The 25032-nt window shown below is 63.1% G+C and carries 24 protein-coding genes; 6 read left to right on the top strand and 18 right to left on the bottom strand.

Annotated features, from left to right (window positions below):
* From GV819_RS31025 to GV819_RS31005, 5 genes are all read right to left on the bottom strand, one after another.
* A partial coding sequence (locus GV819_RS31025; protein WP_161759839.1) for a fimbrial biogenesis chaperone occupies positions 1 to 371 on the bottom strand: 371 nt, incomplete at its 3' end.
* Positions 361 to 1704 (bottom strand): fimbrial protein, encoded by a 1344-nt coding sequence (locus GV819_RS31020; protein ID WP_256667679.1) that lies wholly within the window; start codon positions 1702 to 1704, stop codon positions 361 to 363. The genes GV819_RS31025 and GV819_RS31020, both read right to left, overlap by 11 nt.
* A gap of 11 nt (positions 1705 to 1715) precedes the next feature.
* Positions 1716 to 4313, bottom strand: coding sequence for a fimbria/pilus outer membrane usher protein (locus GV819_RS31015; RefSeq protein WP_256667678.1), 2598 nt, complete (start codon positions 4311 to 4313; stop codon positions 1716 to 1718).
* A gap of 34 nt (positions 4314 to 4347) precedes the next feature.
* Positions 4348 to 5010, bottom strand: a complete 663-nt coding sequence (locus GV819_RS31010) for a fimbrial biogenesis chaperone (RefSeq protein WP_161759837.1) — start codon at positions 5008 to 5010, stop codon at positions 4348 to 4350.
* Positions 5011 to 5347: 337 nt separating this feature from the next.
* A complete protein-coding gene (locus GV819_RS31005) occupies positions 5348 to 5887 on the bottom strand; it encodes a fimbrial protein (protein ID WP_161759836.1) in 540 nt (179 codons plus the stop codon).
* A gap of 670 nt (positions 5888 to 6557) precedes the next feature.
* On the opposite strand from GV819_RS31005, the gene GV819_RS31000 reads away from it, so the two are divergent.
* Positions 6558 to 7376 carry an alpha/beta fold hydrolase gene (locus tag GV819_RS31000; protein ID WP_161759835.1) on the top strand — a complete coding sequence of 273 codons (819 nt, stop codon included), beginning with the start codon at positions 6558 to 6560 and terminating at the stop codon, positions 7374 to 7376.
* 49 nt (positions 7377 to 7425) lie between these two features.
* On the opposite strand, the gene dsbG is transcribed toward GV819_RS31000, so the two are convergent.
* Genes dsbG through dsbD form a run of 3 tightly spaced genes read right to left on the bottom strand, consistent with a single transcriptional unit; the run spans position 7426 to position 10780 of the window.
* Positions 7426 to 8193: a thiol:disulfide interchange protein DsbG gene (gene dsbG, locus GV819_RS30995; protein WP_161759834.1), complete on the bottom strand. Its 768-nt coding sequence runs from the start codon at positions 8191 to 8193 to the stop codon at positions 7426 to 7428.
* Complete coding sequence (locus GV819_RS30990; protein WP_161759833.1) at positions 8169 to 9032, bottom strand: TlpA disulfide reductase family protein; 864 nt, start codon at positions 9030 to 9032, stop codon at positions 8169 to 8171. The genes dsbG and GV819_RS30990 overlap by 25 nt, the downstream gene beginning before the upstream one ends.
* Positions 9032 to 10780 carry a protein-disulfide reductase DsbD gene (gene dsbD, locus GV819_RS30985; RefSeq protein WP_161759832.1) on the bottom strand — a complete coding sequence of 583 codons (1749 nt, stop codon included), beginning with the start codon at positions 10778 to 10780 and terminating at the stop codon, positions 9032 to 9034. Before dsbD ends, GV819_RS30990 begins: the two co-directional genes overlap by 1 nt.
* 154 nt (positions 10781 to 10934) lie before the next feature.
* Here dsbD and GV819_RS30980 point away from each other — a divergent pair, with 154 nt between their 5' ends.
* The 4 genes from GV819_RS30980 (at position 10935) to GV819_RS30965 (ending at position 14892) form a co-directional block, all read left to right on the top strand.
* A complete protein-coding gene (locus tag GV819_RS30980) occupies positions 10935 to 11612 on the top strand; it encodes a response regulator (RefSeq protein WP_161759831.1) in 678 nt (225 codons plus the stop codon).
* Complete coding sequence (locus tag GV819_RS30975; protein ID WP_161759830.1) at positions 11613 to 12938, top strand: ATP-binding protein; 1326 nt, start codon at positions 11613 to 11615, stop codon at positions 12936 to 12938.
* A gap of 234 nt (positions 12939 to 13172) precedes the next feature.
* Positions 13173 to 14585, top strand: a complete 1413-nt coding sequence (locus GV819_RS30970; protein ID WP_161759829.1) for an aspartate aminotransferase family protein — start codon at positions 13173 to 13175, stop codon at positions 14583 to 14585.
* Between the two features lie 82 nt (positions 14586 to 14667).
* On the top strand, positions 14668 to 14892 hold the full coding sequence (locus tag GV819_RS30965; protein ID WP_161759828.1) for an MbtH family protein: 225 nt from the start codon (positions 14668 to 14670) through the stop codon (positions 14890 to 14892).
* Positions 14893 to 15065: 173 nt separating this feature from the next.
* On the opposite strand, the gene GV819_RS30960 is transcribed toward GV819_RS30965, so the two are convergent.
* From GV819_RS30960 to GV819_RS30915, 10 genes are all read right to left on the bottom strand, one after another.
* Positions 15066 to 15893, bottom strand: coding sequence for a class I SAM-dependent methyltransferase (locus tag GV819_RS30960; RefSeq protein ID WP_161759827.1), 828 nt, complete (start codon positions 15891 to 15893; stop codon positions 15066 to 15068).
* Positions 15894 to 16018: 125 nt separating this feature from the next.
* The gene (locus tag GV819_RS30955) at positions 16019 to 17023 is read right to left on the bottom strand and encodes a metal ABC transporter solute-binding protein, Zn/Mn family (protein ID WP_161759826.1); all 1005 of its coding nucleotides are present in this window, start codon (positions 17021 to 17023) and stop codon (positions 16019 to 16021) included.
* Positions 17024 to 17923, bottom strand: a complete 900-nt coding sequence (locus GV819_RS30950; RefSeq protein ID WP_161759825.1) for a metal ABC transporter permease — start codon at positions 17921 to 17923, stop codon at positions 17024 to 17026.
* Positions 17923 to 18678 (bottom strand): metal ABC transporter ATP-binding protein, encoded by a 756-nt coding sequence (locus GV819_RS30945; protein ID WP_161759824.1) that lies wholly within the window; start codon positions 18676 to 18678, stop codon positions 17923 to 17925. Before GV819_RS30945 ends, GV819_RS30950 begins: the two co-directional genes overlap by 1 nt.
* Positions 18675 to 19604 (bottom strand): metal ABC transporter substrate-binding protein, encoded by a 930-nt coding sequence (locus GV819_RS30940; protein WP_161759823.1) that lies wholly within the window; start codon positions 19602 to 19604, stop codon positions 18675 to 18677. The genes GV819_RS30945 and GV819_RS30940 overlap by 4 nt, the downstream gene beginning before the upstream one ends.
* A 35-nt stretch (positions 19605 to 19639) precedes the next feature.
* Positions 19640 to 20212 (bottom strand): DUF6162 family protein, encoded by a 573-nt coding sequence (locus tag GV819_RS30935; RefSeq protein WP_161759822.1) that lies wholly within the window; start codon positions 20210 to 20212, stop codon positions 19640 to 19642.
* On the bottom strand, positions 20209 to 20556 hold the full coding sequence (locus tag GV819_RS30930) for a hypothetical protein (RefSeq protein ID WP_161759821.1): 348 nt from the start codon (positions 20554 to 20556) through the stop codon (positions 20209 to 20211). The genes GV819_RS30935 and GV819_RS30930 overlap by 4 nt, the downstream gene beginning before the upstream one ends.
* Complete coding sequence (locus GV819_RS30925; RefSeq protein ID WP_161759820.1) at positions 20556 to 21095, bottom strand: thiamine pyrophosphate-binding protein; 540 nt, start codon at positions 21093 to 21095, stop codon at positions 20556 to 20558. Before GV819_RS30925 ends, GV819_RS30930 begins: the two co-directional genes overlap by 1 nt.
* On the bottom strand, positions 21092 to 22315 hold the full coding sequence (locus GV819_RS30920) for a PepSY-associated TM helix domain-containing protein (protein ID WP_161759819.1): 1224 nt from the start codon (positions 22313 to 22315) through the stop codon (positions 21092 to 21094). Before GV819_RS30920 ends, GV819_RS30925 begins: the two co-directional genes overlap by 4 nt.
* A 350-nt stretch (positions 22316 to 22665) precedes the next feature.
* Complete coding sequence (locus tag GV819_RS30915) at positions 22666 to 23784, bottom strand: succinylglutamate desuccinylase/aspartoacylase family protein (protein ID WP_161759818.1); 1119 nt, start codon at positions 23782 to 23784, stop codon at positions 22666 to 22668.
* Between the two features lie 341 nt (positions 23785 to 24125).
* Here GV819_RS30915 and GV819_RS30910 point away from each other — a divergent pair, with 341 nt between their 5' ends.
* Positions 24126 to 24929 (top strand): transporter substrate-binding domain-containing protein, encoded by an 804-nt coding sequence (locus GV819_RS30910; RefSeq protein ID WP_161759817.1) that lies wholly within the window; start codon positions 24126 to 24128, stop codon positions 24927 to 24929.
* The last annotated feature ends 103 nt before the right edge of the window (positions 24930 to 25032 follow it).

Here is a 25032-nt window from a genome sequence, read left to right as displayed (position 1 = left end):
GTGTTGGGGCGGGGAGGGATCTCGTAGAGATTGAGCCAGAACAGCGACTCGCGATCCTTGGGTAGCGCTTCGCCGGTGTAGATCAACCGCAGGTTGCGCTGCTCGCCCGGCTCCATGCGAAAAATCGCCGGCAGTGGGAGGATCGGCGCTTGGGTCGTGTCCGGTGTCGAGCCCGGCTCGCCGTCATCGACCCAGGTTTGCACCACCACCGGGTAGGGGTTCTGGTTCATCACCTGCAGGGAGGTTTCGGTGGTGTTGGCGGCAAACACCACCCGGGTTTTTTCCGCCGTGACCCCGGCGAGGGCAAAGCCGATGGGCGCCAGCAGGCCAAGGGCAAGGAGTAATGGGGCCAACAAGGGTTTACTGGACACGAATGATCACCTGCGCGGTGGCTTCTATGCGCCCGGCCGTTACCGTCTGGCCCGCCAGTTTTTCCAGGGTGGCGCTGAAGGTTTCCCGGTAGCGCCTGATTCCGCCCTGGGTATCGAGCAGCACCGAGGCCGGCCCTTGGGCGGGATACCAGCCACCGCTGTTGTTGCTGCCGGTATTCAGGCTGGTCAGCAGCTTTACATTCTGATTGTTGCGCTGGATGCGGATGCCCACGCCTGAGGCGATGCCCGCGCTGCCGTAGCGGTCGGACAGCAGGTAGGACGCGCCGCCGCCACTGACCAGCCCCAGGCGCTCGGCCGCTGCCAGGCTGCCGGCAGATACCAGGATGCCCATGGCCGTGGCATTGGTTGCCACGCCGGAGACCGCGGTTGCTTCGCACTTGAATTCGATGTCGAAAGGCAGTTTTCGGCTGCTGCCGGCGTTCAGTTCGGGAATGGAGATGGTACTGAAAGTCACCACCGGGGTGACGTTGTTCACCGAGCAAGTGGCAGAGCGGCGAATGCTCACCTTGCCGTACAAGCCGATGGTACCTGGCCAGTAGTCGGGCCAGCCCGGCCAGTTGTTGAGGTGGTTGGTTCCGGCGATCGGGCCACTGATGCCGGGGCCGGTGAACGCGATGTAGGCATTGGGCTGGGTATAGGAGTAGACACCCAGGGTCGTGACGCCGGTCCCGTTGGGCACCGCCACGCGATAGAGCTCGGTGCGTACCCGGCTCAGGTTCTTGGCCTTGACCAGCAGGAAGCCCCGGGAGTCGACGTCCAGGCCCGTCAGGCTACGGGCCTTCCAGATGTTGGTGAACGGTTCGCCGGTTTCCAGGTTGGTGATGCGGCTGATCACGTCCTTCCATCTCGTGGCATAGCCGGCGGTCACGCCGATGCTGGTGCCATATTCATAGTTCTGGTGGCCACTCCAGGTGTTATCGCCGTTGGTTGAGTACATCTCGAACAGTTGGCCGGCATCCTGCGCTGCGCAACGGTAAAACACCATTTCCGGGTTATCCGCCGCAGTGTTGCCGTATTCCATGAAGGTCGCGATTCCCGAGGCCAGCAGGGTGCCCGGTGGTTGGAACTCGGCACTGGTGACGTTAATCACGTTGGGCAGGCCGAGGGAGCCGTTGCAGGTATCGCATGAATACACTTTGCGCACCGTGCCCTCTCCGGGGCGAATCTCATTGTTATTGGTGGTGGTGGCAGTGCCGACGTTGAGCACCTTGTAGCACTGCGCCTGGAGCGTTTCGCTCAACCCCAGGAGCAGCAGGACGGATAGCCCCGAGGCCATGAAGCGGTGGCGAGTCCTGTGGTGATTGGGTTGCATAGGCGTACCTTTCAATTGACTGGGAGACCTGGCAGGCAGGTAGCACTGAGGCGGATCAAGGCTTGTCCGGAAGGGCTGCCGGTGAGGTCATAGGGAAGGTGGCAATCTTCGCCTGTGGTGTCGTCCCACTTGACCAGCAGATAGCCCGTGTTGCCTGCCACCCGCGCATAGATCTGGCTAGCCTGGCCGACCATGCCGATGACGTTGCCTTGGTCGTCCATGACGTTGGCGCCCAGCGGCAAAGGTTCGCCGTCGGCGTGCGTCGCCTTGATCAACAGGGCATGGCCGACCAGGGTGCGGAACTGCACCTTGACCGCGGCGCCGGCATAGGGCGCCACGCGGCGTTGATTGTCTTGCAGTTCGGCGTTGCGGTTGATGCCGGTGGAGTTGAGGCCGATGTCGTTGTAGCGGTAGGCGCTTAACGACGGAATCAGGGCGTAGCCGTCCGGGTTGATTGTCGCTCCCTGGCCGTTGCGCACCTCGGCGCCGCTGGCGCCCTTGGCTTCGATCAGGCCGAAGGTGTCGCTGAGGTAGGGGCCCAGGGTCAGGCCGTCGCTGTGCAGGACCGCCGAACCTCGGGCGTTGGCGCTGGCCTGCCAGTAGTTCTTGCCCTTGGAAAAGTTGCCACCAATGGTGGCCAGTGGGCGGCGTTGCTGCAGGCTGCCGCCCCAACTGGTGACCTTGTCCTGATCGTTGCGCGAGGCATCCACGCCGTAGCTGAGGTTCTGGGCCTCGTCCAGGGTGCCGCTGATACTGGACTGATAGGTGTTGCCCCCCGCGGAGTTGCGGGTGACCGAGCTGAACAGGTACGGCGAGTGTGGGCTTGAGCCCAGCGGCATCGACAGGCTGAGCATCAGCAGATTGGTCCGGTTGTTGGTGTTGCGGGAGTAAACGTACTGCGGTTGCTGGCCATCGTCGCTCAACTGAGTCTGCCGGGATTCCTGGCGGCTGACTGAAAGGTTGTAGTTGAGCTGTCGCCAGTTGTTGGAGTAGCCCAGTTGCAGCTGGGTATCCCGGCTGTTGTCGCTGTAGTAGTCGCTGGTGGAAGCGGACAGGTAGAACTGGCCGAAGTCCCCCAGCGACTGGTTGATGTTGGCGGTCAGCTGGGTACGTTGCTGGTAGCTGCCGGAGCTCCAGGCTTGGTTGTTCTTGACATTTTTGCGCACCCCGAAGACATCGCTGAGATCACGATAGCCCTCGGTGGAGTAGCGGTAACCGGCCAGTGATACGGTGGTCGAGGTGGGCTGGAAGGTTTTGCTGTAAGTGCTTTGCAGGCGCCATCCGGAACTGCGTTGATCGTTCTCGATGCGAGCGGTGGAGAACGTGCTGTTGAGGCCGAAGGCACCGTAGGCGGTGGCCAGTACCCCACCCGCCAACAGGGCCAGGTAGTCGTCCGCAATCCGCACGCCACTGTTCAGCGTCAGGTTGTTGTTCAGGCCGTGTTGATAGGTGAGGTCCGCAAACAGGTCGTTGGCGCCGATGTCGCGAGCCTGCCCCAGGGTTGCGTTGTAGCGCGAGGCACCGGGGCGCATGGAGTCCGGTACGGCGGTAAAGGGCACGGTAAAGCTTGAGAGGCGACCGTCCGCTTCGATCACCTCGACTTCCAGGTCACCTTGGTAGCTGGTGCCATAGAGGTCATCGATGATGAAGGCGCCTGGGGCTACGTTGGTTTCGTAAATGGTGCGGCCATTCTGCTTGACCAGTACGCGCGCATTAGTAGCAGCTATGCCCCGTACCTGGGGGGCGTAACCGCGCAGGGACTCGGCTTGCATGCGGTCGTCGGTGCCCAACTGCACCCCGCGAAAGGCCATGCTGGCGAACAGGTCACCGGCAGTGAAGCTTTCGCCCAGGGTCATTTCGCTGTCAAGGGCCGGCAGGGCGCGTTGCGCGTAGGTGCGCAGGTTGCTCCAGTCCGTTCGCGACTCGCCGCTGCTGGTGTAGCGCGCGCTGGACTGTTGACGCAGGCGCCACAACCCCAGGTTGATCCCGGAGTTGAGGCCAAGATAGGCGTTGTCGCTGTTGCCGGTGCGGCCGCTGGAGTAGGCGGAGTGGTAGTAGTTGGTGTTGTAGTTGAAGAACGCCATGCTGTCGCCGGCGTCCCAATCGCTGGGGGCGACGTGGTCGCGTGGCACTTGGGTCATCAGGCTTTGGGCGATCGAGATATCCAGGCGCAAGCGCGAAAGATCGAAACGGCTGCTGGCGACACCGCCCAGGCGCTGGGACAGCGGCGCGCAGTTGGGTTGCGCGGCCTGCAGCGTCGCTTCCGGCGGCAGCGCTCCCGGGGGCGTCTTTGCGCTGGCGTGGTCATTCAGGCGGTTGGGCTTGACCCCTGCATCGAGGAGAAACTGATCGCTCAGGCACGGCGCGACATCGGCGTCGTTGACCGATTGAAAGTCCACCACGGAGCGCGTCACGAAGCTGTTGTTCAAGTAGATGTCGACTTGATAGCGCCCAGGCTCGATGGCCTTGGCCCGGTTGAAGCGCGAGAGGCTGGCTTTTGCCCGCTGGCCGAGGGTCAGTTCGTCATCGAAGCTGTAGCTCGATGGCGGCTGCTGTTCATCGGACCACGCCGTGGGGGAAAGGCAACAGGTCGTCAGCAATGCCGCCATGTGCCCGTACCTGAGGCACAAAAGCAGGTTCATCTCAGCGTGCAATCCCGTACTCGCGCAGGACCTGTCCGCCGAAGTCGTTGACCAGGGCTGCGCTGATGCGCAACGGGCCACTTGGCAGGGTTCCGGCATTGACCAGGCGCCATTCGGCCTGACTGAACGGGGCCAGCATTTCGGTTTTGAACGGTACCGCACGTTTTTCGGCCAGTACTTGTCCTGCCGTCAGCGTGGCGAAGTAACCGGTAGGGTTGTGCGCGGTTATCAGCCAATCCTGACCTTGCTGGGCGATGTGAAAGCTCAGCTGGGATTCGATGTCGCTGGGTTTTCCGGTGATCTGGTTGGGGCGATAAAACAGCTTCAAGCGGTTGCGCAGGGTCAGTTGAATGCGATTCTGATCACTGTACTCGGGGGCCTTTGGCGGTATCTGCAGGGTGTTCAGGTAAAACACCGATTCGCGATCCTGGGGCAAATGGTCAGCGGTCAGCATGATGCGCACGGTCTGCCCGGATTTTGCTTCCATACGAAAAATAGGCGGCGTGACGATAAAGGGCGCATCGGCGTTTTCTGGATCGGACTGCGGGTTGTTGATGTCCGCCCAGACTTGGATGAGGTTGGGATGCGCATCCGAATTGCTCAGTTGCAGGCTGACTTCCCTGGCATCGGCCGGATAGATGATTCGGGTTGCCTGCACGATCACGCTGGCCGATGCAGGAAGTATCAGGGCGCAATAACTAAGGAGCGTACCCCGGAGGAGTACTCTTATTGCTCTATTTGAAAGGCTGTGTCGTGATGTCATGACATTGACCTCATCTGGGTTGCGGAAACAATGTTGTCGGGCCCGACACAGGCACGTCGATTGAGAAAGTGCACGGCAAGGTATTCACAGTCGTAGCGAGTGCGCTGAACTTCGAAATGAAATTTTCAGCTCTTGGAGTGGGGAGTTGCTGGCCATCAATAAGATAACGATCCTACTGATGGCGCTTGTTACTTTACTTGTCCCGGTGCAATGCTTGGCGGTGAGTTGCCATTGCTGGTTACGGATAACTAATGGAGTACTGCATCGACCCTGTCACGCTGCCCACGCTGCCCACACTGGCAACACCCGTGGCGTAGTAGCGTACGAAGTAGTCACGCTCGGCACTGGTGGTATTGGCAGGCAATGTGATGCCATCCACCGCAGATTGCGAGGTCCAGTTGTTCAGGTTCAGGATGGTGCCGTTGGACAGGTTCGATACCACCAGTTCGACGTTGGCAGCGGTGCCGGAGTTAACCAGGTGGCCTGTGGCGTTGACGTTGTTACCGACGAAGCCGACCGTCAGTACTTTGTCGTTGGCATCGCTAGGGCAACCTGAAACACCGACGGTGAAGTTGGTCTCACCGGCGGTAGTCCCGAGGGTGGCCAGATCGGCAGCAGCAACCGTGGGCAGCACTACCAGAGCGGTGGCACTGTTGTTTACGGTAACCGAACAGGTCGAAGTGTTGACCAGCCCCTGAAACTTGATGGTGTTGGATGCCATGGCCAGACCCGGCATGCCGATGATGCCAAGGGCAAGTAAAGCTGTCTTGAATTGCATAGTGTATTTAGTCCTTTATGAGAGATTTCGGTGTTGCTGCTAAGTGGCTATGTAAAGCTGGGCGGTCATGGCGTTGATGTGAAAACTTGTTGCTGATTAATTGAAGTTCATGCCATTTACATGTCTTGAGCAATGGCGCGGCCTATCTCTTGAGAAGCGCTGCGTTGGAGTTTATTCAGGGCTTTTACATGTGATGGATAGGCGGTGGGTTTCGTGCTTGTCGACTTGATTGTTTCTGTGTTTGGTGGGGGTTGCTGTAGTGTTTAGATGTTAACAAGCAGTCGTTGGTGTGGGTTTGAGAGTTTTCCTAAAGTTCAAATAAACACTGTCTAGAAAAATCCGGAGTAACTTTTTTCAACTACGTTGCAAGTTTTTATCTCTGTGGTGTTCCAGTCTATGTTCCGTGAAACAGCCCTTGCACAGTATCTTGCCGGACTGTTCAGCCCCTTTCCTGCAGCCGGGCGACGACATTGAGTGCGGCCTGATTTGCTTCATGTTGCATGCCATGGACAGTGGCGGACTGCGCTGGACTCCCAGTTGTACGGGGATGTGGATACTGCTTCCGGGTACTTCCTGAAACGTTTTTGTCGGTCGGGTCCGATTGACTGAGCCGTGTTGCACGGCACAGTCTGTCGGACCTTTTTTGTCATCCCTGTACAGGAATCCCCTAATGCCTTTCGCCACCCTCGATGGACAAACGCTGCACTACCTCGATCAGGGGCAGGGGCCCGTGGTGCTCCTGGCCGGCAGCTATTTGTGGGACACCGGCATGTGGGCGCCGCAGATCGAGGCATTATCGGCGCAGTACCGAGTGATTGCCGTGGACCTGTGGGGCCATGGCCAGTCCGGGCCGATGCCGCAAGGCACGACGTCCCTGGATGATGTGGCGCGGCAGATGCTGGCGTTGCTGGATCATTTGCACATCGAGCGGGTGACCCTGGTGGGGCTGTCGGTGGGCGGCATGTGGGGCGCGCGGCTGGCCTTGGCGGCGCCGCAGCGGATCGCCGGGTTGGTGCTGATGGACACTTATCTGGGGGCCGAGCCGGAGCCGACCCGGCAGTACTATTTCTCGCTGTTCCAGCAGATCGAAGACAGCGGCGTGATCGCCGAACCGCTGCTGGATATCGTGGTGCCGATCTTCTTCCGGCCGGGCATCGATCCGCAGTCGGCACTGTTCCAGGATTTTCGTGCGAGCCTGGCGGCGTTGCCCACCGAGCGTTTGCGCCAGAGTGTGATTCCCATGGGGCGCATCACGTTCAGCCGGGGCGACCTGTTGCCTGAGCTTGCCCAACTGGATGCGCAGAACACGTTGCTGCTCTGCGGCGAGCAGGACAAACCTCGGCCTGTGGCGGAAACCGTCGAGATGGCCGAGCGCATTGGCTGCGCTTATCAATTGATCCCCGAAGCGGGGCATATTTCCAGCCGGGAGAACCCCGAGTTTGTCACCCAGGCGCTGCTGGACTTTCTGGCGGCGCGGCATTCGCGCTGAGGGCAGGGCGCCCGTGGAGCACGGGCGTCTTTAGGCATTGCCGGCGGGGCTATTTGGCGCCGAGGATCTGCGTCAACTTGCCCGGCGCCGGGGCGCCTTGCTGCTGTTGCAGTTCACCCTTGTCGTCGAGGTAGAAGATTGCCGGGGTCGCTGACAGCTCCAGCTCCTCCATCAGTTTCATGTTGGCGTCGAGCTTGGTTTGCACGGCCTTCGGAATGCTATCCAGGGCCTTGAGGCTGCTGCCCTTGCCAGCCTTTTCATGTTCTTCCAGGGCTTGCTGCGGGTCCTTGGCGGCCAGCAGGGCGGCGGATTTGCCCGGGCTGTCTTCGCGAATGATGCCCACCATGATGTGCCGCAACTGCACTTTGCCGGCTTTCACCCAGGGCCGTGCCTGTTCCCAGAACATGTTGCAGTAGGGGCAGTTGGGGTCGCTGAATAGGTAGACGATGCGTGGCGCATCGGCCTTGCCGTCGGCGATCCAGTTGCTCTTGTCCAGATTGCCCCAGACTTCCTTGGCCATCGGTGCGTAGACCAGTTTCTGCAGTGGTTCGGCGCTCAGGTCCTTGCCGTTGGCGTCGTACAGGTTGCCCAGCAGCACGTGCTTGCCATCGGCGGTCAGGTACAGGGTCATGCCGCGATTCTGGTATTGCGCGGCGTAGCCCTTGAGGCCATCGGGGGCGTCGAAGCTGCCGATGATCTTGGCGCCTTTTTCCTCGATCTTGCGGATCGGTGCAGGCAGTTCTTCGGCCTGCAGCAGTGGGGCGTTGAGCAGCGCCGCGCCCAGGGACAGGCTCAGCAGGTGGCGGATGAAGGGCATGGCAGTTTCCTTGAAGGGGCGACCGAGGTCGGGTGTGCGCCGTCGAAGTTTTCCAGGGCCCGGGCCAGGCTGGCCTCGGACAACTCTCCCAGGTGGCTGCCCAATAGGCGGCCATCGGCGCTGTAGAACAGCGTAGTCGGCAAGGCCATGGAGCCCACGGCTTTGCCCAGGCGGCCGCTGCCATCAAACAGCACGTTGTTCAGGTTCAGGTCCTGGGTGGCGAGAAAGGTGCTGACGCTTTGCATGCTTTCAGCCTGGTTGACGAACAGGAAGGTCAGGTCCGGGCGTTGCTGTTGGGCCTTTTCCAGCACCGGCATCTCGCGTCGGCAGGGCGGGCACCAAGTGGCCCAGAGGTTGATCACCAGGGGCCCGCCCTGGTAGTCGGTGAGTTGCACGGTTTCCCCGGCGGCATTGCGCAGGGCCACTTCCGGCAGGCGGGTGCCCTGGTCGTAGAGGGTCAGCGACAGGGTCGCCAGCAGCCAGAAGGCCAGCCCGGTGCCGACTCCGGCTGCCAATGGACGCCGCAGCGCCGGGCGCTTCCAGCCCCAGGCCAGGGCTGCCAGCAGCATCACGATGACCCCCGGCCAAGCGAGGAAACCGCCGTCGCGCAGGTCGATGATCATCCACGGGTCGTGCTGGTAGTGGCGCCAGTAGGCGATGACGAAACAGATGCGGGCGGTGAGCATGCCCAGCAGGAACAGCGAAAACAGTACCGACTCGGGGTTGTCGCCACCGCGCTTGGCCACCCGCCAGCCGACCAGGGTGGCGAGTGCCAGTGCACTGATCAGCAGCAGGTGGTTGAGGGCAATGGCAAAGGTGCCGATGGTAAACGTCAGCATCAACGAGCTTCCCGGGTCTGGGTCCAGCGTTGCAGGAATTGCGCGGCATTCACTTCACCGGTGATGCGTTGGCTACGGCGCTCACTGCCATCAGGGCCGATCCACAGCATGCTCGGAGGCCCCGGCACTTGGTAGCGACTCAGCAGTCCGCGGCCGTCGGCGTTGTCCAGGGTCACGTCCAGGCGCAGCAGGCGCACATCCTTCAAGGCATCGAGCACTTGAGGCTGACCGAACACGGTTTTTTCCATGATCTTGCAGGACACGCACCAGTCTGCGTAGTAGTCCAGCAGCACCCACTGGCCCTGGGCCTTGGCGCTGTCCAGGGCACTCTGCAGCTCGGCAGGCGATTTGACCGTAGTGAATGCATCGTGGGCGGTGACGTTACTGGCAACCCCGCCACCGCTGTAGACCTTGAGCGGCTGCCAGGGGTCGTCGCTGCCCCCGGCGGCGCCCAGCAGCAGCATGCCGCCCCAGACACCGAAAAGCAGCGCGCCGGCACCGAACAGGTGCAGGAAGCGGCCGGCAATCGCTCGTTGCTGCCAGGTGCAGTAGGCCAGCACCAGGGTCAGTGCGCCCCACAAACCGATCCACAGGCCGGCGCTCAGTACCGGGCGCAGCATGTAGATGGCAGTGCCGAGGAACAGGAAGCCGAACACGCCCTTGAGCAGGTTCATCCATGGCCCGGGTTTAGGCAGGAAGCGGTTGCCCACTGTCACCAGCAACAGCAGCGGCAGGCCGATGCCCAGGCCCAGGACGAACAGCGCCAGGCCACCGAGCAGCGCGTTGCCGGTCTGGGCGATATACAGCAGCCCTCCGGCCAGGGGCGCGGTCATGCACGGGCCTACCAGCAAGGCCGACAGGGCGCCAAGAACACCGCAGCCGATCAGGCTGCCGCCCTGGCGCTGGCGGCTGGCGCCCTCCAGGCGGTCGCGCAGCAGCGCGGGCATCTGCAGCTCGAAGAAGCCGAACATCGGCAGCGACAGCAGGACGAACAGGCTGGCGAAGCTGCCCAGTACCCAGGGCTGTTGCAGCCAGGCCTGCAAGTTGCTGCCGAGCAGGGCGGCGATCACACCCATGCCGGCGTACACCAGGGCCATGCACAGCACATAGCTGCTGGCCAGGGCCAGGCCGCGGCGTGGGCTGGCGCCGCTGCCGACGACCATGCCGGCAAGGATCGGCAGCATCGGCAGCGAGCACGGAGCGAAGGCCAGCAGCAGGCCGAAGCCGAAGAACGCCAGCAGGCTCAAGCCCCAGGATTGATGTTCCAGGCCACTGGCCAGGAGCTGGTCCTGGGCCGCGCCAGTGGCGTTGTCGCCGGTGCTGGCCGCAGTCGCCGCTACGCCGCCCAGGTCCACTTCCAAGGTTTGTGGCGGATAGCACAGGCCGGCATCGGCACAGCCCTGCCAACCGACTTTGATCTTACCGCTGGCACCGGCCGGCAGCTTCAGTTCCAGGCCCTGGCGATACACCGTCTGGTCGCCGAAGAATTCGTCGCTGTGGTCTTCACCGGCGGGCAGGACTGGATGCTGCTCCTGGGGCAGGCCGTCGAATTTCAGGCGTTTCTGGTACAGGTAGTAGCCGTCGGCGATCTGCCAGAACAGCTGGGTTTCCCCCGAGGCCAGGCGTTCGGAGGTAAAGGCGAAGGCCTTGCCCACCGGCAGGAAGTCAGGCTTGACCTCGAACGGGTTGTTGCCGGCGTGTGCCAGGGAGGTGAACAGCATGAACAGCAAAATCAACAATCGACGCATGGCCAAGCCTTAAACCGGTGCAAGTAGCGAGCACAATGGCGGGTCCTGATTAACCGATGATTAACCCTACTTGGCTTGTGGCCAGGCCAGGGCGGGCATAATGTCCGCTTAATCCGCAGCCTGCTTAATCAACGCCTTTGTTACAGGACCGACCATGCACGTACTTGTCTGTGAAGATGATGAGCTGATTGCCAGCGGGATAGTCGCCGGCCTCACGGCCCAGGGCCTGACGGTCGAACATGTGGCCACCGCTTCAGCGGCGCGGGCCATGCTCGGCGTGGCCGAATTCGACGTGATGGTACTGGATCTTGGCCTGCCGGATGAAGACGGTTTGAAGTTGCTCAAGCAGCAGCGCCAGCAAGGCCTGGAGATTCCGGTGCTGATCCTCACCGCCCGCGACTCGGTGACCGACCGGGTCGATGGCTTGCAAGCCGGTGCCGACGATTACCTGCTCAAGCCCTTCGACCTGCGGGAACTGGCGGCGCGCCTGCACACCCTGTTGCGTCGCGTGGCCGGGCGCAGCGTCAACCTCATCGAACACGGACGCCTGACCTACGATCCGAGCACCCGGGAAACGATGCTGGGCGGCCAGCCGGTGGACCTGTCGCGGCGCGAGCAGTCACTGCTCCAGGCGCTGCTGCACAACCGTGGCCGGGTACTGTCCAGCGAGCAATTGAAAGACAGCGTCTACGGTTTCAACGATGAACTGGAAAGCAACGCCTTGAATGTGCACATCCATCACCTGCGCCGCAAACTCGGCAACGGCATCGTCGAAACCGTGCGTGGCCTGGGCTATCGCCTGGGCCCGGCAGATGGCGAGGAGAACCCGTAAGTGAGGAGCCTGCGCCTGCGCCTGAGCATGACCCTCGGCGCCGCCTTCATCCTGATCTGGGCCCTGGCTGCGGCCTGGATGCTCAGTGACCTGCGTAACCAGATGATGTTTTCCCTGGACCAGCGCCTGGTGGCTTCGGCGCGCATGGTTGCCGGGCTGCTGGAACAGATGCCGGCACTGCCGTCCCACGGCCCGGGCAACCAGATCAACAGTGCGGCCCTGACCATTCCCGGGGGCATGGCTTGCCAGGTCAGCTCCCTGCGCGGGCAGATCCTGGCTCGCAGCCATAGCTCCCCGGAGCATCCACTAGAAGCCGAGAAGCTGGGTTTTCACGACCAGATGATCGACGGTGCGCCCTGGCGCACCTTTACCCTGGCGCGCGGTGACGTGCGCATCACCACCGCCGATCGACAGGTCGAGCGCGAGGCCCTGAACCTGTCGGTGCTGCTGGCGGCCTCGGTGCCGGTGGGTGTGGCCCTGCTGGGTTGCCTGTGGTTGCTGTGGCTGGGCATCGGCCAGAGCCTGGCGCCGTTGAACCGGATTCGCGATGCGCTGATGCGCCGCAGTGCTGATTCCCTGGAGCCGCTGCAGATCCAGCCGATGCCCAGCGAGTTGCGGCCGCTGTTGGAGACCCAGAACCAGCTGTTCCAGCGCATCGCCAAGACCATCGAGCGCGAGCGCCGGCTGACCGGCGACGCGGCCCACGAACTGCGCAGCCCGCTGACGGCAATCAAGACCCACCTGCAAGTGGCGCGCATGACCGAAGGCGCGGCCCGGGATCAGTCCCTGGCCCGGGCCGAGGAGGGCGCCGACCGCATGCACCGGACTCTGGAGCAGTTATTGTTGCTGGCGCGGGTCGAGGGCAGCCTGTCGTTCGATGACGGTGTGCACTGCAACGCCGAGCAGGTCGCGCGTCTGGCGATCCAGGACGCGGCCGTCGGTGCCCGCCAGCGGGTCAAGCTGCACCTGGGGGACAAGGCTGGCGAAGCCCCGGTGGAAATGCCTTCGACCCTGGCCATTGCTGCCCTGCGCAACTTGCTGGACAACGCTCTGCGTCATACCCCGGATGAATGTCCGGTGGAGTTGAACCTGGAGATTGTCGGCGGCCGTGTGCGTTTCCAGGTGCGCGACCATGGCACGGGGATTCCCCCGCAAGACCTGCAACACCTGACCCAGCGCTTTTGGCGTGACAGCCAGAGCAGTGGCTGCGGGCTGGGCCTGGCGATTGTCCAGGCAATAGTCCAGCGTTGCGATTGCGACCTGAACTTCGACAGCCACCCCGACGGCCTGCGGGTCGAGTTGACCCTGCCTGCCCACCGCGCCTGACCCATCACCGCCCCCTGTAGGAGCGGGCTTGCCAGCGAAGGAGCCGGAAAGATCGCCTTCGCCAGCAAGCGGGCTCCTACGGGGCGATATGTGCAATTTCATCGTCCCGGGGTGTAAATCCTGACCTCGCTGATGCGTTTCCAGAACAGGAAAGCCTGTCAGTGCGCACCCTCCTTCGGCTGCGCATCCGGCCGGTGGCCGTTTTGCTTAAATTGCAGCGTGAGGGTTCGAGACATGTCAGCCGTTACCAGCCTTATGGAAGATCAGCCGGTGGGCCTTGCCCCTACATCGGCGGAGACCCTTTACCAGTTCGACGAGTCGCCTCTGCTGGCCCGTCAGAACCGTCAGGAATCCAATGCCCGCAGCTATCCACGGCGGATTCCCCTGGCCCTCAAGCGAGCCAGTGGGATTCATGTCGAGGACGTTGAAGGCCGGCGTTTCATCGATTGCCTGGCCGGTGCCGGGACTCTGGCCCTGGGCCACAACCACCCGGTGGTGATCGCCGCGATCCAGCAAGTGCTGGCCGATGAGTTGCCGCTGTTGACTCTGGACCTGACTACCCCGGTCAAGGATCAGTTCGTCCAGGACCTGTTCGGCCTGTTGCCCGAGGCCCTGGCCGCCGAAGCCAAGATCCAGTTCTGCGGCCCCACCGGCACCGACGCGGTGGAAGCGGCGTTGAAACTGGTGCGCACGGCCACCGGACGCAGCACTGTGCTGTCGTTTCAGGGCGGTTACCACGGCATGAGCCAGGGTGCCCTGAGCCTGATGGGCAGCCTTGGGCCCAAGCGTCCGTTGGCCGGTCTGTTGAATAACGCTGTGCAGTTCCTGCCCTTTCCTTATGACTACCGTTGCCCGTTCGGGCTGGGTGGTGCGGAAGGGGTCAAGGTCAACCTGCACTACCTGGAAAACCTGCTCACCGACCCGGAAGCGGGGGTGGCCCTGCCGGCGGCGGTGATCGTCGAGGCGGTGCAAGGCGAGGGCGGGGTGATCCCGGCGGACCTGGATTGGCTGCGAGGTGTGCGGCGCATCACCGAACAGGCCGGCGTGGCGTTGATCGTCGATGAAATCCAGAGTGGTTTCGGCCGTACCGGCAAGATGTTCGCCTTTGAACACGCCGGGATCATTCCCGATGTGGTGGTGATGTCCAAGGCCATCGGCGGCAGCCTGCCGCTGGCGGTGATGGTCTATCGCGACTGGCTCGACACCTGGCAGCCAGGCGCTCATGCCGGCACTTTCCGCGGCAATCAGATGGCCATGGCCACCGGTTCTGCGGTGATGCGCTACCTCAAGGAACACCAGGTGCCTGAACACGCAGCGGCCATGGGCGAACGCCTGCGTGAGCATCTGTTGATCCTGCAGCGGGATTATCCACAACTGGGGGACATCCGCGGCCGTGGGCTGATGCTTGGCGTCGAACTGGTGGACCCGGCCGGCGCGGCGGATGCCCAGGGCCATCCGCCGCAGCACGCGCGCCTGGCGCCGCTGGTGCAGCGTGAATGCCTCAAGCGCGGCTTGATCCTGGAGTTGGGCGGGCGTCACGGCAGCGTGGTGCGTTTCCTGCCGCCGCTGGTGATCACCGCGGCCCAGATCGACCAGGTGGCGGAAATATTCAGCAAGGCCGTGGCTGCGGCGGTGGCCAGCGTTTAATTTTCTGCGCGGTTGATTCGTTCCTTCTACACAATCGCCGCGTCCTGGGCGCGGCGATCCTTATCAGTGATGGAGACAAGCAATGACTTCAGTATTCGACCGTGAGGACATCCTCTTCCAGGTGGTGGTCAACCATGAAGAGCAATACTCGATCTGGCCCGACTACAAGGCTGTGCCGCAAGGCTGGCGTACCGTGGGCAAGAGCGGTTTGAAAAAGGACTGCCTGGCCTACATCGAAGAAGTCTGGACCGACATGCGTCCACTGAGCCTGCGCCAGAAGATGGACCAGCAGGCGCTGGCCGGCTGAGCCTCGGCACAAGGTCGGTGGCCGCAGCCGAGCCCGCGAGGCTGCGAAAAGGGCGGCAGGACCTTCAGCAATCCTAGCGACGGCGCTTCCTGCGCAGTCGTTCGCCGCCTCGATCCCGAGCACAAAAAAGCCCGCTGAACGCCAAGGTTCAGCGGGCTTTTTATGCCCGGCGATCAGGCCCTGCGCTTGACGGCTTGCAGGGTGTAGCTCAGCGGTAGGCGCCACGGGGCTTCCTTGAGTCGCCATTCGCCACGCTCATCCACCTCCATCTGCCCGGGCAGGGCTTCCCAGGGAATGCTCTGGTGCTCCACCAACCCGGTGATTTCCAGGCCCTGGGCCAGCAGGGCGCTGATGATTTCCCCCAGGCCGTGGTTCCACTCGTGGGTCACCGTGGCCTTGAGGCTGCTGTCGGTTTCCACGTAGGTGGCAGCATCGTCCCAGACCAGTGGCTCGCTGCGTTCGAAGTAGGGAAACGCCACCTGCAGCGAGTCGCTGTGACCTTCATCGAGGGCCCAGAGCATCGGATGCCCTTCGCGGATAAACAGCCGGCCACCGGGCTTGAGCAGGGCGCCGACGGTGTGCGCCCAGCGCTCGATGCTCGGCAGCCAGCACAGCGCGCCGATGCCGGTGTAGACCAGGTCGAACTCGCCGCAGGGCAGTGCTTCGGTGGCCGCGAACACGTCCGACTCGTGGTAGTCGATGGCGGTGTTGCAGCGCTGGGCCAGGGCCTGCGCTTCAGCCAGGGACGCCGAGGAAAAATCCAACCCGCTCATCTGTGCGCCGAGGCGCGACAGCGACAGGGTGTCGGTACCGATATGGCATTGCAGATGCACGCCACGCAGGCCCTGGATGTCGCCCAGCAGGGGGCGGTCGAACTGCACGACTTCGGAGAGAAACTGCGGGTCGTCGACAAAGCGCTGCACCGCGTAATCCGCAGAGGCGGCGTGCAAGGGCGCGCGTTCGTCCCAATTGGTCTTGTTGAGTTTCAGGTATTCGCTCATGGCGTGGGTTTCCTGTCTGGGCATTTTTGCGAAGCGCAGACTAGCACCGGGAAATGGCCACAATCTTGAGGGAATATGTAAGCGGCGCCGCTGCCGAACAGCCGGCAGCGGCGATAGGGGCGGGCTTAGCTTTTCGGGGCCAGGACCTGGGTGACTTTCTGCAGGTTGCCTTCCAGTTCGCTCAACGGGTCGGCGCTGTCGGTTTCCAGGACCAGCAACTGGCTGCCGCCGGCGCTGATGGCGGCCTTCAGCGCCTCGGACGGCTGGCGATGATGCAGGACAATGGCCACGTCGTTGTCCTTGAGCCGGGCCTGCAGTTTCTTGAGCGCCTCGGGGGTCCATTCATTGTCAGCCCGGGCATCCACCTCCAGCAGTTCCAGGTTGAGGCCGCTGACCAGATAGCCAAAGTGCTCGGAGAGGCTCAGCACACTGAGGTTGTCCGCCTCGGCCAGGCGCGCCTCGCTGTCGGCGCTGAGTTTCAGCAGGCGCTGCTTGAGCCCCGCCAGGTTGCTCTCGATCCTGGGCTTGGCCTCGGGGGCCAGGCGCACCAGGTCCGCCGCCAGCACGTCGGCCATGCGCCCCAGGTTGTTGCTCGACAGCCAGGGCTGGGCGTTCAGCCCGTCGCTCTTGCCCGGCTGCAGGGCCACCCCGGGCAGGGCGCCATCCACCGGGCGCGCAGCGTCGATCTCGACGATACGGATATTGCTGCGCCGGGCATTGGGGTACAGCGGGTCGTCCGGCCAGATCGAGCGCAGGCCGATCACCGCGTCGGCATTGAGCGCCAGCTTGTGCAGCGCCGGGGCGCCGCGCCCGGTGAAGTAGGCGGTCTGCCGCGAGCCCGGCAGGTTGGCCGGGGCCGCCCGTTCCAGCTTGGCGTCGGTGCCCTGCAGCAGGATCTGCCCCAGGCCGAAGGTCACCGGCACGGAAGCCAGCACCGTCAGCGGTTTGCTTGCGGTGGCGCTGTGCAGCGCGGTATTGCCCATGCCGTGGCTGGCCACCACGCGCATCGGTTCGAAGTGGTCGCGTTCGGCCAGGGCCGGGGTGCTGATCAGGCCGCCGAGGGCCAGGGCCAGGCTTAGGCGACGCAGGGGCAGGCGACGCAGTGACAGGTGAGGCAATGAACTGTGCATTTATCCGATATTCCCTTTCAGGCTGGGGACCGTGCCGCGAGCGATGGCGGCCAGGGCGAAGGCGACACCGGCCACCAGGATGATCGCGGCGCCGGAGGGCACCGGCAGGTCGAAAACGATGGGCAACAGGATGCCGCACAGGGTGCTGACGGTGGCGATGCTCACCGAGATCCAGAAGAACCCCTTGAGCGACTGGCTGAGCAGGCGTGCCGCGGCCGCTGGAATCACCAACAGTGCGCCCACCAGGATCGCGCCGATGACCTTGACCGCGGCCACGGTGATCAGGGTCACCAGGATCACGAACAGGTAGTCCAGGGTTTTCACGGCCACCCCGCGCACCGCCGCCAGCTGTGGGTTGAAGCTGGCCAGCATGATGCGGTTGTACAGCGGCAGGCTCAGGCCCAGCACCAGGGCGCCGACAACCAGCAGCACCAGCAGGTCACTGCCATTGACCGTGAGCACCGAGCCGAACAGCACGTTCTCGAGGATGTGCACGTTGATCTTGCCGGCGAGGATCAGCAGCAGGCTCGCGCCCAGGGCCAGGGATACCGAGAGGAACACCCCGATCAGGGTGTCCGGGGCCAGGCCGGTGCGGTTGCGCAGGTAGTTGAGCAGGATGCCGAACAGCAGGCAGTAGCCGAACAGGCTGCCGTAGGGGCCGGTGTAGGGTTCGCCGAGGAGGATACCGATGGCCACCCCCGTGAGGGCGGCGTGGCCCACGGCTTCGGAGAAGAAGGCGAAGCGTTTGACCACCACCAGGGTGCCCAGGCCGCCGAGCACCGGGCCGATCAGCAGGCCGGCCAGCAGGGCGTTGACCACGAAACCGTAGGCCAGGGCTTCTGGCAGGTAACCGGACGAGGCCCAGCCCTGGATCATCAATCGGAAAGCTTCATAACTCATCAGGCAGCACTCCCACTGGCTCGGTCCGCCGCTCGCGGGTGAGTGGAGAACAGGCTCAGCAGGCGTTCCGGGGTCAGGGTCTGCTGCGCCGGGCCGTCGAACAGCACGCGCCGATTGAGCCCGGTGACCCGATCGGCCAGGCGCCCCACGGCCTCCAGATCGTGCTCGATCCACAGCAGGGTGATACCGCTCTGACGCCAGTCGTGGAGCAGGCGTTCGAAGACCTGGATCCCGGCTTCGTCGAGGGCCGACATCGGTTCGTCCAGCACCAGCAATTGCGGGGCCGGAATCAGCCCCTGGGCCAGCAGTACCCGCTGGCGCTCACCGCCGGACAGGGCGCCCATGCGCCGCTTGCGCTTGTCTTGCATGCCGACCCGTTCCAGGGCCTCGCCAATCGCCTTGGCGTAATGCCGGCTGAGGCCGAGAAAGGCCGGGCGGCGCTGGCACATGGCGGCCATGAAGTCGTCCACGGTCATCGGCAGGCCCCGGTCGAACTCCAGGGCCTGGGGCACATAGCCGATGGTGCCGGGTGTGCCGGGCCATTGCAGGCGCAACTGACCCTGGTGAGGCATCTGCCCGAGCAGGGTCTTGATCAGCGAACTCTTGCCGCCGCCGTTGGGCCCTACCAGCGCGTGCACGCTGCCGGGCTGCACTTGGAACTCGACCCGATCGAGGATGGTGGTACGGCCCAGGGTCAGGCTGACCTGCTCGAACTCGATGGCCGGGCCTTGCAGCAGGGTTTCCAGGGCGGTCATGCGCCCGCCTCCTGGATCGCTCGGACCACGGTGTCGAGGTTGCCTGTCATTTCCTTCTCGTACTTGTCGGCGGTGTATTCGCCGTAGGAAATGTGCGACAGCGGGTAGAGCTTGACCCCGGATTCACGCTGGATGGTTTCAACGTAGGTGGAGGGGAAGTCCATCTCCGAGAAGATCACCTTGACGTCCAGTTCCCGCAGTTGGTCGATGGTCTTCTTCAACTGGCTGGGGCTCGGCTCGATACCGTGGGCCGGCTCCACCACCGCAGTGACCTGCAGGCCGAACTCGCGCAGCAGGTAGTCATAGGCGGCGTGCACCGTGGCCACCCGCAGGTCGGCATTGGGTGCCTGGGTCAGCTTGGCCAGGGCATCGGCGCGCATCTGCCGCAGGCGCTTGCCGTAGGCGCGGGCGTTCTGGGTATAGGTCTTGGCGTTGGCCGGGTCCATCTTGCCGAGCTCGCGGGCGATGTTGTTGACCTGGGCGATGGAGGCACTGATGGACAGGAAGGTGTGCGGGTTGACCACCTTGCCGGCGCCACGGGCGGCGACCCCGGTGGCGGCCAGCAGCGGTACGTTTTCGTTGGCTTCGATCACCGGGATGTCCGGGCGCTCGCTGGCGGCGATCATGCGGTCGGCGAAGTCATCATGGCCCACACCGTTGAGCACGATTACATCTAGGGTGCCGATGCGCTTGATGTCTTCGGCCCGGGGTTCGTAGGCATGAGGGTTGAAGCCGGCAGGAATCAGCGGCACCACTTCGGCCTTGTCGCCGACGATGTTCGCCACGTAGCTGTAGTAAGGGTGCAGGGTGATGCCGATGCGCAGGCGCTTGGCCTGTTCGGCGCTGGCCAGGGGGCTGAGCATCAGGGCCAGCAGGCTGACCAGCAGCACCCGCAGGAAGGGGCGGGGTTGAGATGAAATAGGCATGGGCAAGCAGTCTTCTCTCGGATGAGTGCGTAGGTTCAGTGGCGATGCTGACGGGTCACTCCGGCATCGAATTGCGCGACTATCTGTTGCCAGCCGGCAGCGGCCAGTTTCTGCTCGTCAAGATCGCTGGGCAGCACCACCGACGGGTTGCGGCTGAGCCAGATATCGACCTTGGCCCGATCTTTGGCATCGATGCGCATCAGGAACGAGCCGGCCACTTGCGGGTTCTGGCTCTGGCCCAGGTAGGCCTGCTCCTGCAAGTGCCAGACATGGCCGCCACGGCTCACCGAACTGGCGTCCTGGGCGAAAGGCGCGAAGCCTTCCTCGGCCAATTGCTCCGGGCTGGGCAGGGCCTGGTTTTCGGCCTGCAGCAGGTGAATCTCGTCGAGCGTCACCCGCAGGTCGGCGTAGATCCCCTGTTCGCCGGCGCTGAGGTCGCGGCGGGCGTCCAACTGGTGGCTGGCAACACTGCTGGTGACGGTTTTCTCACCGCGCCACAGCACCACGCTGGCCGCCACGCTGAGGATCAGCAGGCACAGCAGCAACACATAGAGGGTTTCGTGGCCAGCGCCGGCGGGGCGGACGACCTGGGTGGTGGCTGGGTTCATGGGGCCTCGATATCCGCTTGGTCGATTTCCACCACGTGGCCGGGGCCAGCGTCGAACAGCACGTAGAACTCGGAGGAGGGTTTGTTGAAGGTCAGGGTCGAGTCGGCGCCGAGCTTGCCCGGCACCAGGATGGTTTCGTCGTAGCCGATCACGTCCAGGGTCACCCCAGGCGCGCCGCTGCCGTCGGAAAAACCGCCGGTGCAGCGGATCTGCTCGGCGTCAATGGCCTTGCATTCGCACATCGGGTTGTGGGCCTGGGCGCTGGTGCTGAGACCGGCGCCCAGCACCAGCAGGACGCTGGCGCCCAGTTGCCGCAGGCGAAACGTGGATACTGCACGGATCATCATTTGCCTCCTTGTTTTTCGAGCCAGGCTACGGTTGCCGGAGAGGCCTGGCTCAGGGGAATGGCCGCCTGGTGCATGCTGCCGTCCCAGCCTTCCATGGTGATCCACAGTTCGGCGTCGGCCCGGGTTTTTTCCGGGATCGGCAGGCTGGCGCCCATGCGGTACGGGCTGCCGAAAAAGATCACCCCGGCGGCCCGCAAGCTGCGGGGCTTGCCGATGCGCAAGTAGGTGGCCTTGACCGGGTCGATACAGGCCTGGCACAGGGCGGCGTTGAAGCTTTTCATGTAGCCGACGGGGTTTTCGAAACGGGGGGGGGCGTTGCGCATTTCCGCCAGGCGCAGGCTCCAGGGTCCTACCTGGACTTCACCCACTTCCCGTTCGCCGAGGCCGCTGTCACCGCGAAACAGCGCCCGGTCGGCGAAGTACTTGGGCATGAAGCCCAGGGGAATCAGCAACAGCAGGATGTTCAGGTGGAAACGCCACTTGTGCCAAAACCGGCTCAGTGTCGAGCCCGAGGTTGCGGTGCTGGTCTGGCTCACGAGTGGCTCTCCGAAGTTTCGATGCTCATTGCCGGGGTGGGCGTTGCTACGGGTTGGCTGGCAGGGCGGGCACGGGCGGCCTTTTCCTCGCGCTTCAGGGCGTTGGCGGTGGCCAGGGCGGTGCGCTTGGTCCAGATCAACAGTCCGCTGAGGACCATCATGCTCAGCACCAGGCCGAAGAAGAACCAGATCAGCTTGATCCAGATGCCGCCGAAGTCACCGGTATGCAACGGACGCATCGACTCGGTGACGAACTCCAAAGGGTTGCGGTCGCCCAGCAGGTAGGAGGTGTCCAGGGAGCCGGTATAGGGGTTGATATTGGCGGTCTGGTACATCAGCGGGTACCAGCCGCGGCCGCCGATCACCAGGTGGCTGTAGGCGTTGCCGGGCAGGCTGACGAAACTGATGTCGAAACCGGGGATTTTTTCCGTGGCGGTGCCGATCGCCTGTTCCAGGCCAATCATGGGGGCCGGGCTGCCGTCAGCGGAGCGTGGCACCTGCTCGCGGGCGATCACCGGAACTATGGGTTCGCTGGAGATGCTGATGTTGTAGTCCGCGAGGATCGCGCGAATCAGGAACCAGATGCCGGTGATGGAAATCACCGCAATGAACCAGATCGACCAGATGCCGCTCAGGCGGTGGAAGTCGCCCCAGAAGATCCGTGCACCGTGGCGCACCCGCAGGGTCGGCTTGAGAAAGCCCTTCCAGAATTTCTTGTAGACCACCAGTCCCGTGATCAGTGAGATCAGCATGGGCAGGCCGAGGAACGACACCAGGTACCAGCCCCAGCTGAAACCATTGGTGAAGGGCACCAGCCACCAGCCGTGCAGGGCGCGGGTGAAGCCCTGGAAGTCGAAGTTCGGGCTGGTGCCCTGGATCGCCCCGGTGTAGGGGTTGACGTACAGCGTCGGGGTGCGGCCATCGGGGTAGCTGACGCTGACATTCAGGGCGAAGTGGCTTTCGTCCGGGGTGACGATGGTATCCACCTGGGTCTGGGGTTCGGCGCGCTTGATGGCCTGGACGATCTGGTCGTAGTTCAGCGGTTGGGCATCATCGGAGGGTTTGCTGGCGCGGATATCCGGGTTGGCCAGCCACACGATTTCCTGGCTGACCACCGCTAGGGTGCCCGTCACGCAGACGATCAGCACAAAGAACCAGATGGGCAATGCCAGCCAGCTGTGCACCAGAAACCAGATTTTTGAACGGGACTTCTTCGACATTGAATGGGCGTCTTGATTCGAGGAATGGAGCGGCACTGGAACCCTGGGCCGGTCCCGGAGCACAACCCCCCGGGCATAGCCATGGCCAACGCGGCCTGCTGCATCTAATTAAGACGAATGAGAATCGTAAATCCCGAAGGGCGATATGAAAGTAAATGTTACGAAGCTGCTGGAGCCCCTCTGGATTGGGCTTTTCGTGCATTTCTCCAACCCGAAAAAAGGCACGGATCATTCGCGGCGGCTGACCGTCGCTGCACCTCGTAGGGGCTGGCTTGCTAGAGAAGGGATCGCTGAGGTCACTGACGCTGGGGGAAGTTTTCGCTGCTCGTTGGCGATGTTTCCAGCTTCGATTATGCGGAAACCACCCCCGCGCCTGCCAACGGCGCCGCTCCCGCCACCTTGCATAATTCAACCCCCGCCGCGGCGAAGCGAATCGCACTGCGCATGTACATGACTCCGCTGGTGGCGCTGCATACGACCTGTGTGGTTCCGGAGATCGGATCGATGAGATGCACCACTGGATCGTTGCAGTTGATCCAGGTGCCGGGCGGGTGCAGGAACACCACCAGGCCGGCGCAAGGAGCATGCAGGGTCAGTGAGCCACTGAAAGGGGTGGCTGGCTGGAGCAAGGCAGGTAGGGGAGGTGGCGTGCCGGCGAGGATGCCTCGGTGTTGCAGGAACGCGTAGAGGGCTGTGGCATCGCTGGCCGCTAGAGCATGCTCGACATCTGCTTCACCCCGTAATTCGACGGTGGCCGCGATACAGCCGGTGGGGATGGCAAAGCGCCCAGCGAACTGTTCTGCCAATCGCCACCATGGCTGGCCACAGGCTTCGTCAAACGAGCCGGCACCGGTACCCGTAGCCAGCAAGGTGGCGCGTGCGCCGATGTAGCGCGCCAGCGGTTCGATCTGCGGCCAGCCGGGTGTTTCGCCGTACAGGTGAACCACTGCCTGGGCATCGCAATGCAGATCGAGGACAACGTCGGCGTCGTGGGCGAGCAACAGCTGGGTGCGTCGCAAGGACTCGATTTCACTGGTGGGCTGCATCTGCTGCAACGCGTGGGACATGGCATGGCGGATGATTTGTCGATTCGCCTGACGGTCGTCGCCCAGTTCGTCGGCGAGCCGCTCCTGGATCAGCTCGGCCAGATCGGGGTAGCGCCGGTTGAAGTTCTCGCCGCTGTTGAAGTCAAAACGGCCCATGGCATCGTGCATCAACGTCTGTTCCAGGCCGATCGGATTGGCGATGGGCACCAGCACGATCTCCCCTAGCACTTCATTGCGCGCCTCGGCGCCGTCCAGCAAGTGCCGCAAGTGATGCAGTGCCAGCATGCCGGGCAGCTCGTCGGCGTGCAGGCTGGCTTGCAGGTACACCTTGCCGGCAACGGCAGGCTGGCCGTAATGCAGGCTGATCAGCTGGCGCTGGGTGCAAGGACTGCGAGTGAGCAGGGGATGGTGTTCGACGCGCATTGAGTCGTCCTTGTGGGAGTATGAGGCGAGTCCTGGATGGCCCCATCTTTATGAAAATAGCCGACGCCGACTATTGAATAATTCCCCTGTCGCTGTTGAAAAAAATGATTCAGTAGCCCTCATCCCTGCCCAGGGAAAGGAAGCTGAAGGCGCAATAAAATTTGCTATTGATGCAAATTTAAATCGATTGATCTAATCGTGTGCTCACCAATACTGAGGCCTCGGTTTCGGCATGCCCTGTGCAACAGTCCCGGCAGTGGCTGCTGATGCAGGACAACTGCGGACGACCCTCCGCGAAGTGTTCACCCTCGATAACAACAATCTGAAAGAGGCGTCACACGATGAAAAGAACCTTTCTGCTGGTGCTCCAGGCCTGCGTGCTGGCGACGCTTGCAAGCTCAGCGTTGGCGGCTGAAAAACTGGTATTCGGTATCGCGCTGGAACCCTATCCGCCCTTCTCGTTCAAGAGTGGCAAGGGCGACTGGAGTGGTTTTGAACCAGAGATCATCACCGCCGTTTGTGCACGCATGCAGGCCGACTGCAGCCTCAGTGAAATGTCCTGGGACGGTCTGATCCCGGCGCTTAAATCGCAGCAAGTGGATGTGGTGCTCAACTCCGTGACGATCACCCCCGAGCGTCAGCAGGTGATCGATTTCACTCAGCCGTATTTCTATACCCGGGCCTTGTGGGTGGGAGACCGCAGCCTCGAACTCGAGCCGACGCCGGCCGGCCTCAAGGGCAAGATCATCGGCGTGCAGGGATCGACCACTCACGCGGCCTTCGTCAAGAAATACTACGGCGAGACATCGACGATTCGTTATTACACCACCCAGGACGACTTGCTCTCCGACCTGCGTAGCGGTCGTATCGACATCATCCTGGCGGATCAGTTGGTGCTCGAGCCGCTGCTGGATATGCCCGACAACGCAATCCTGGGCAGCAAGGGGGTGGCACCGCTCGATCCGTTGTTCGGAGAGGGCGTGGGCGCCGGTGTACGCAAGGGTAACGACGCGCTGCGTGAACGCTTGAACGTCGCTCTGCAATCGCTGCGTGCCGACGGCAGCTACGAAAAGATTCGTGAGCGCTACTTCAAGAGCGGTATCGCAACGTCTTCTGCAGAACCAACCGCTGATGTTGGACACTGATCCGCGAATTCAGGAACCGGCCTCGGCGCGGAGTATCGCCGCCGTGTGCCAGTTCATATTGATCCGCCATAGCGCTCAGATCGCCCCCGGTGGCTGACTGCCG

This window comes from Pseudomonas sp. Fl5BN2, from assembly GCF_009908205.1.
Lineage (GTDB): Bacteria > Pseudomonadota > Gammaproteobacteria > Pseudomonadales > Pseudomonadaceae > Aquipseudomonas.
Note: the sequence above shows the minus strand (reverse complement) of the source record. Positions and strands in the feature narration are given on the sequence as shown.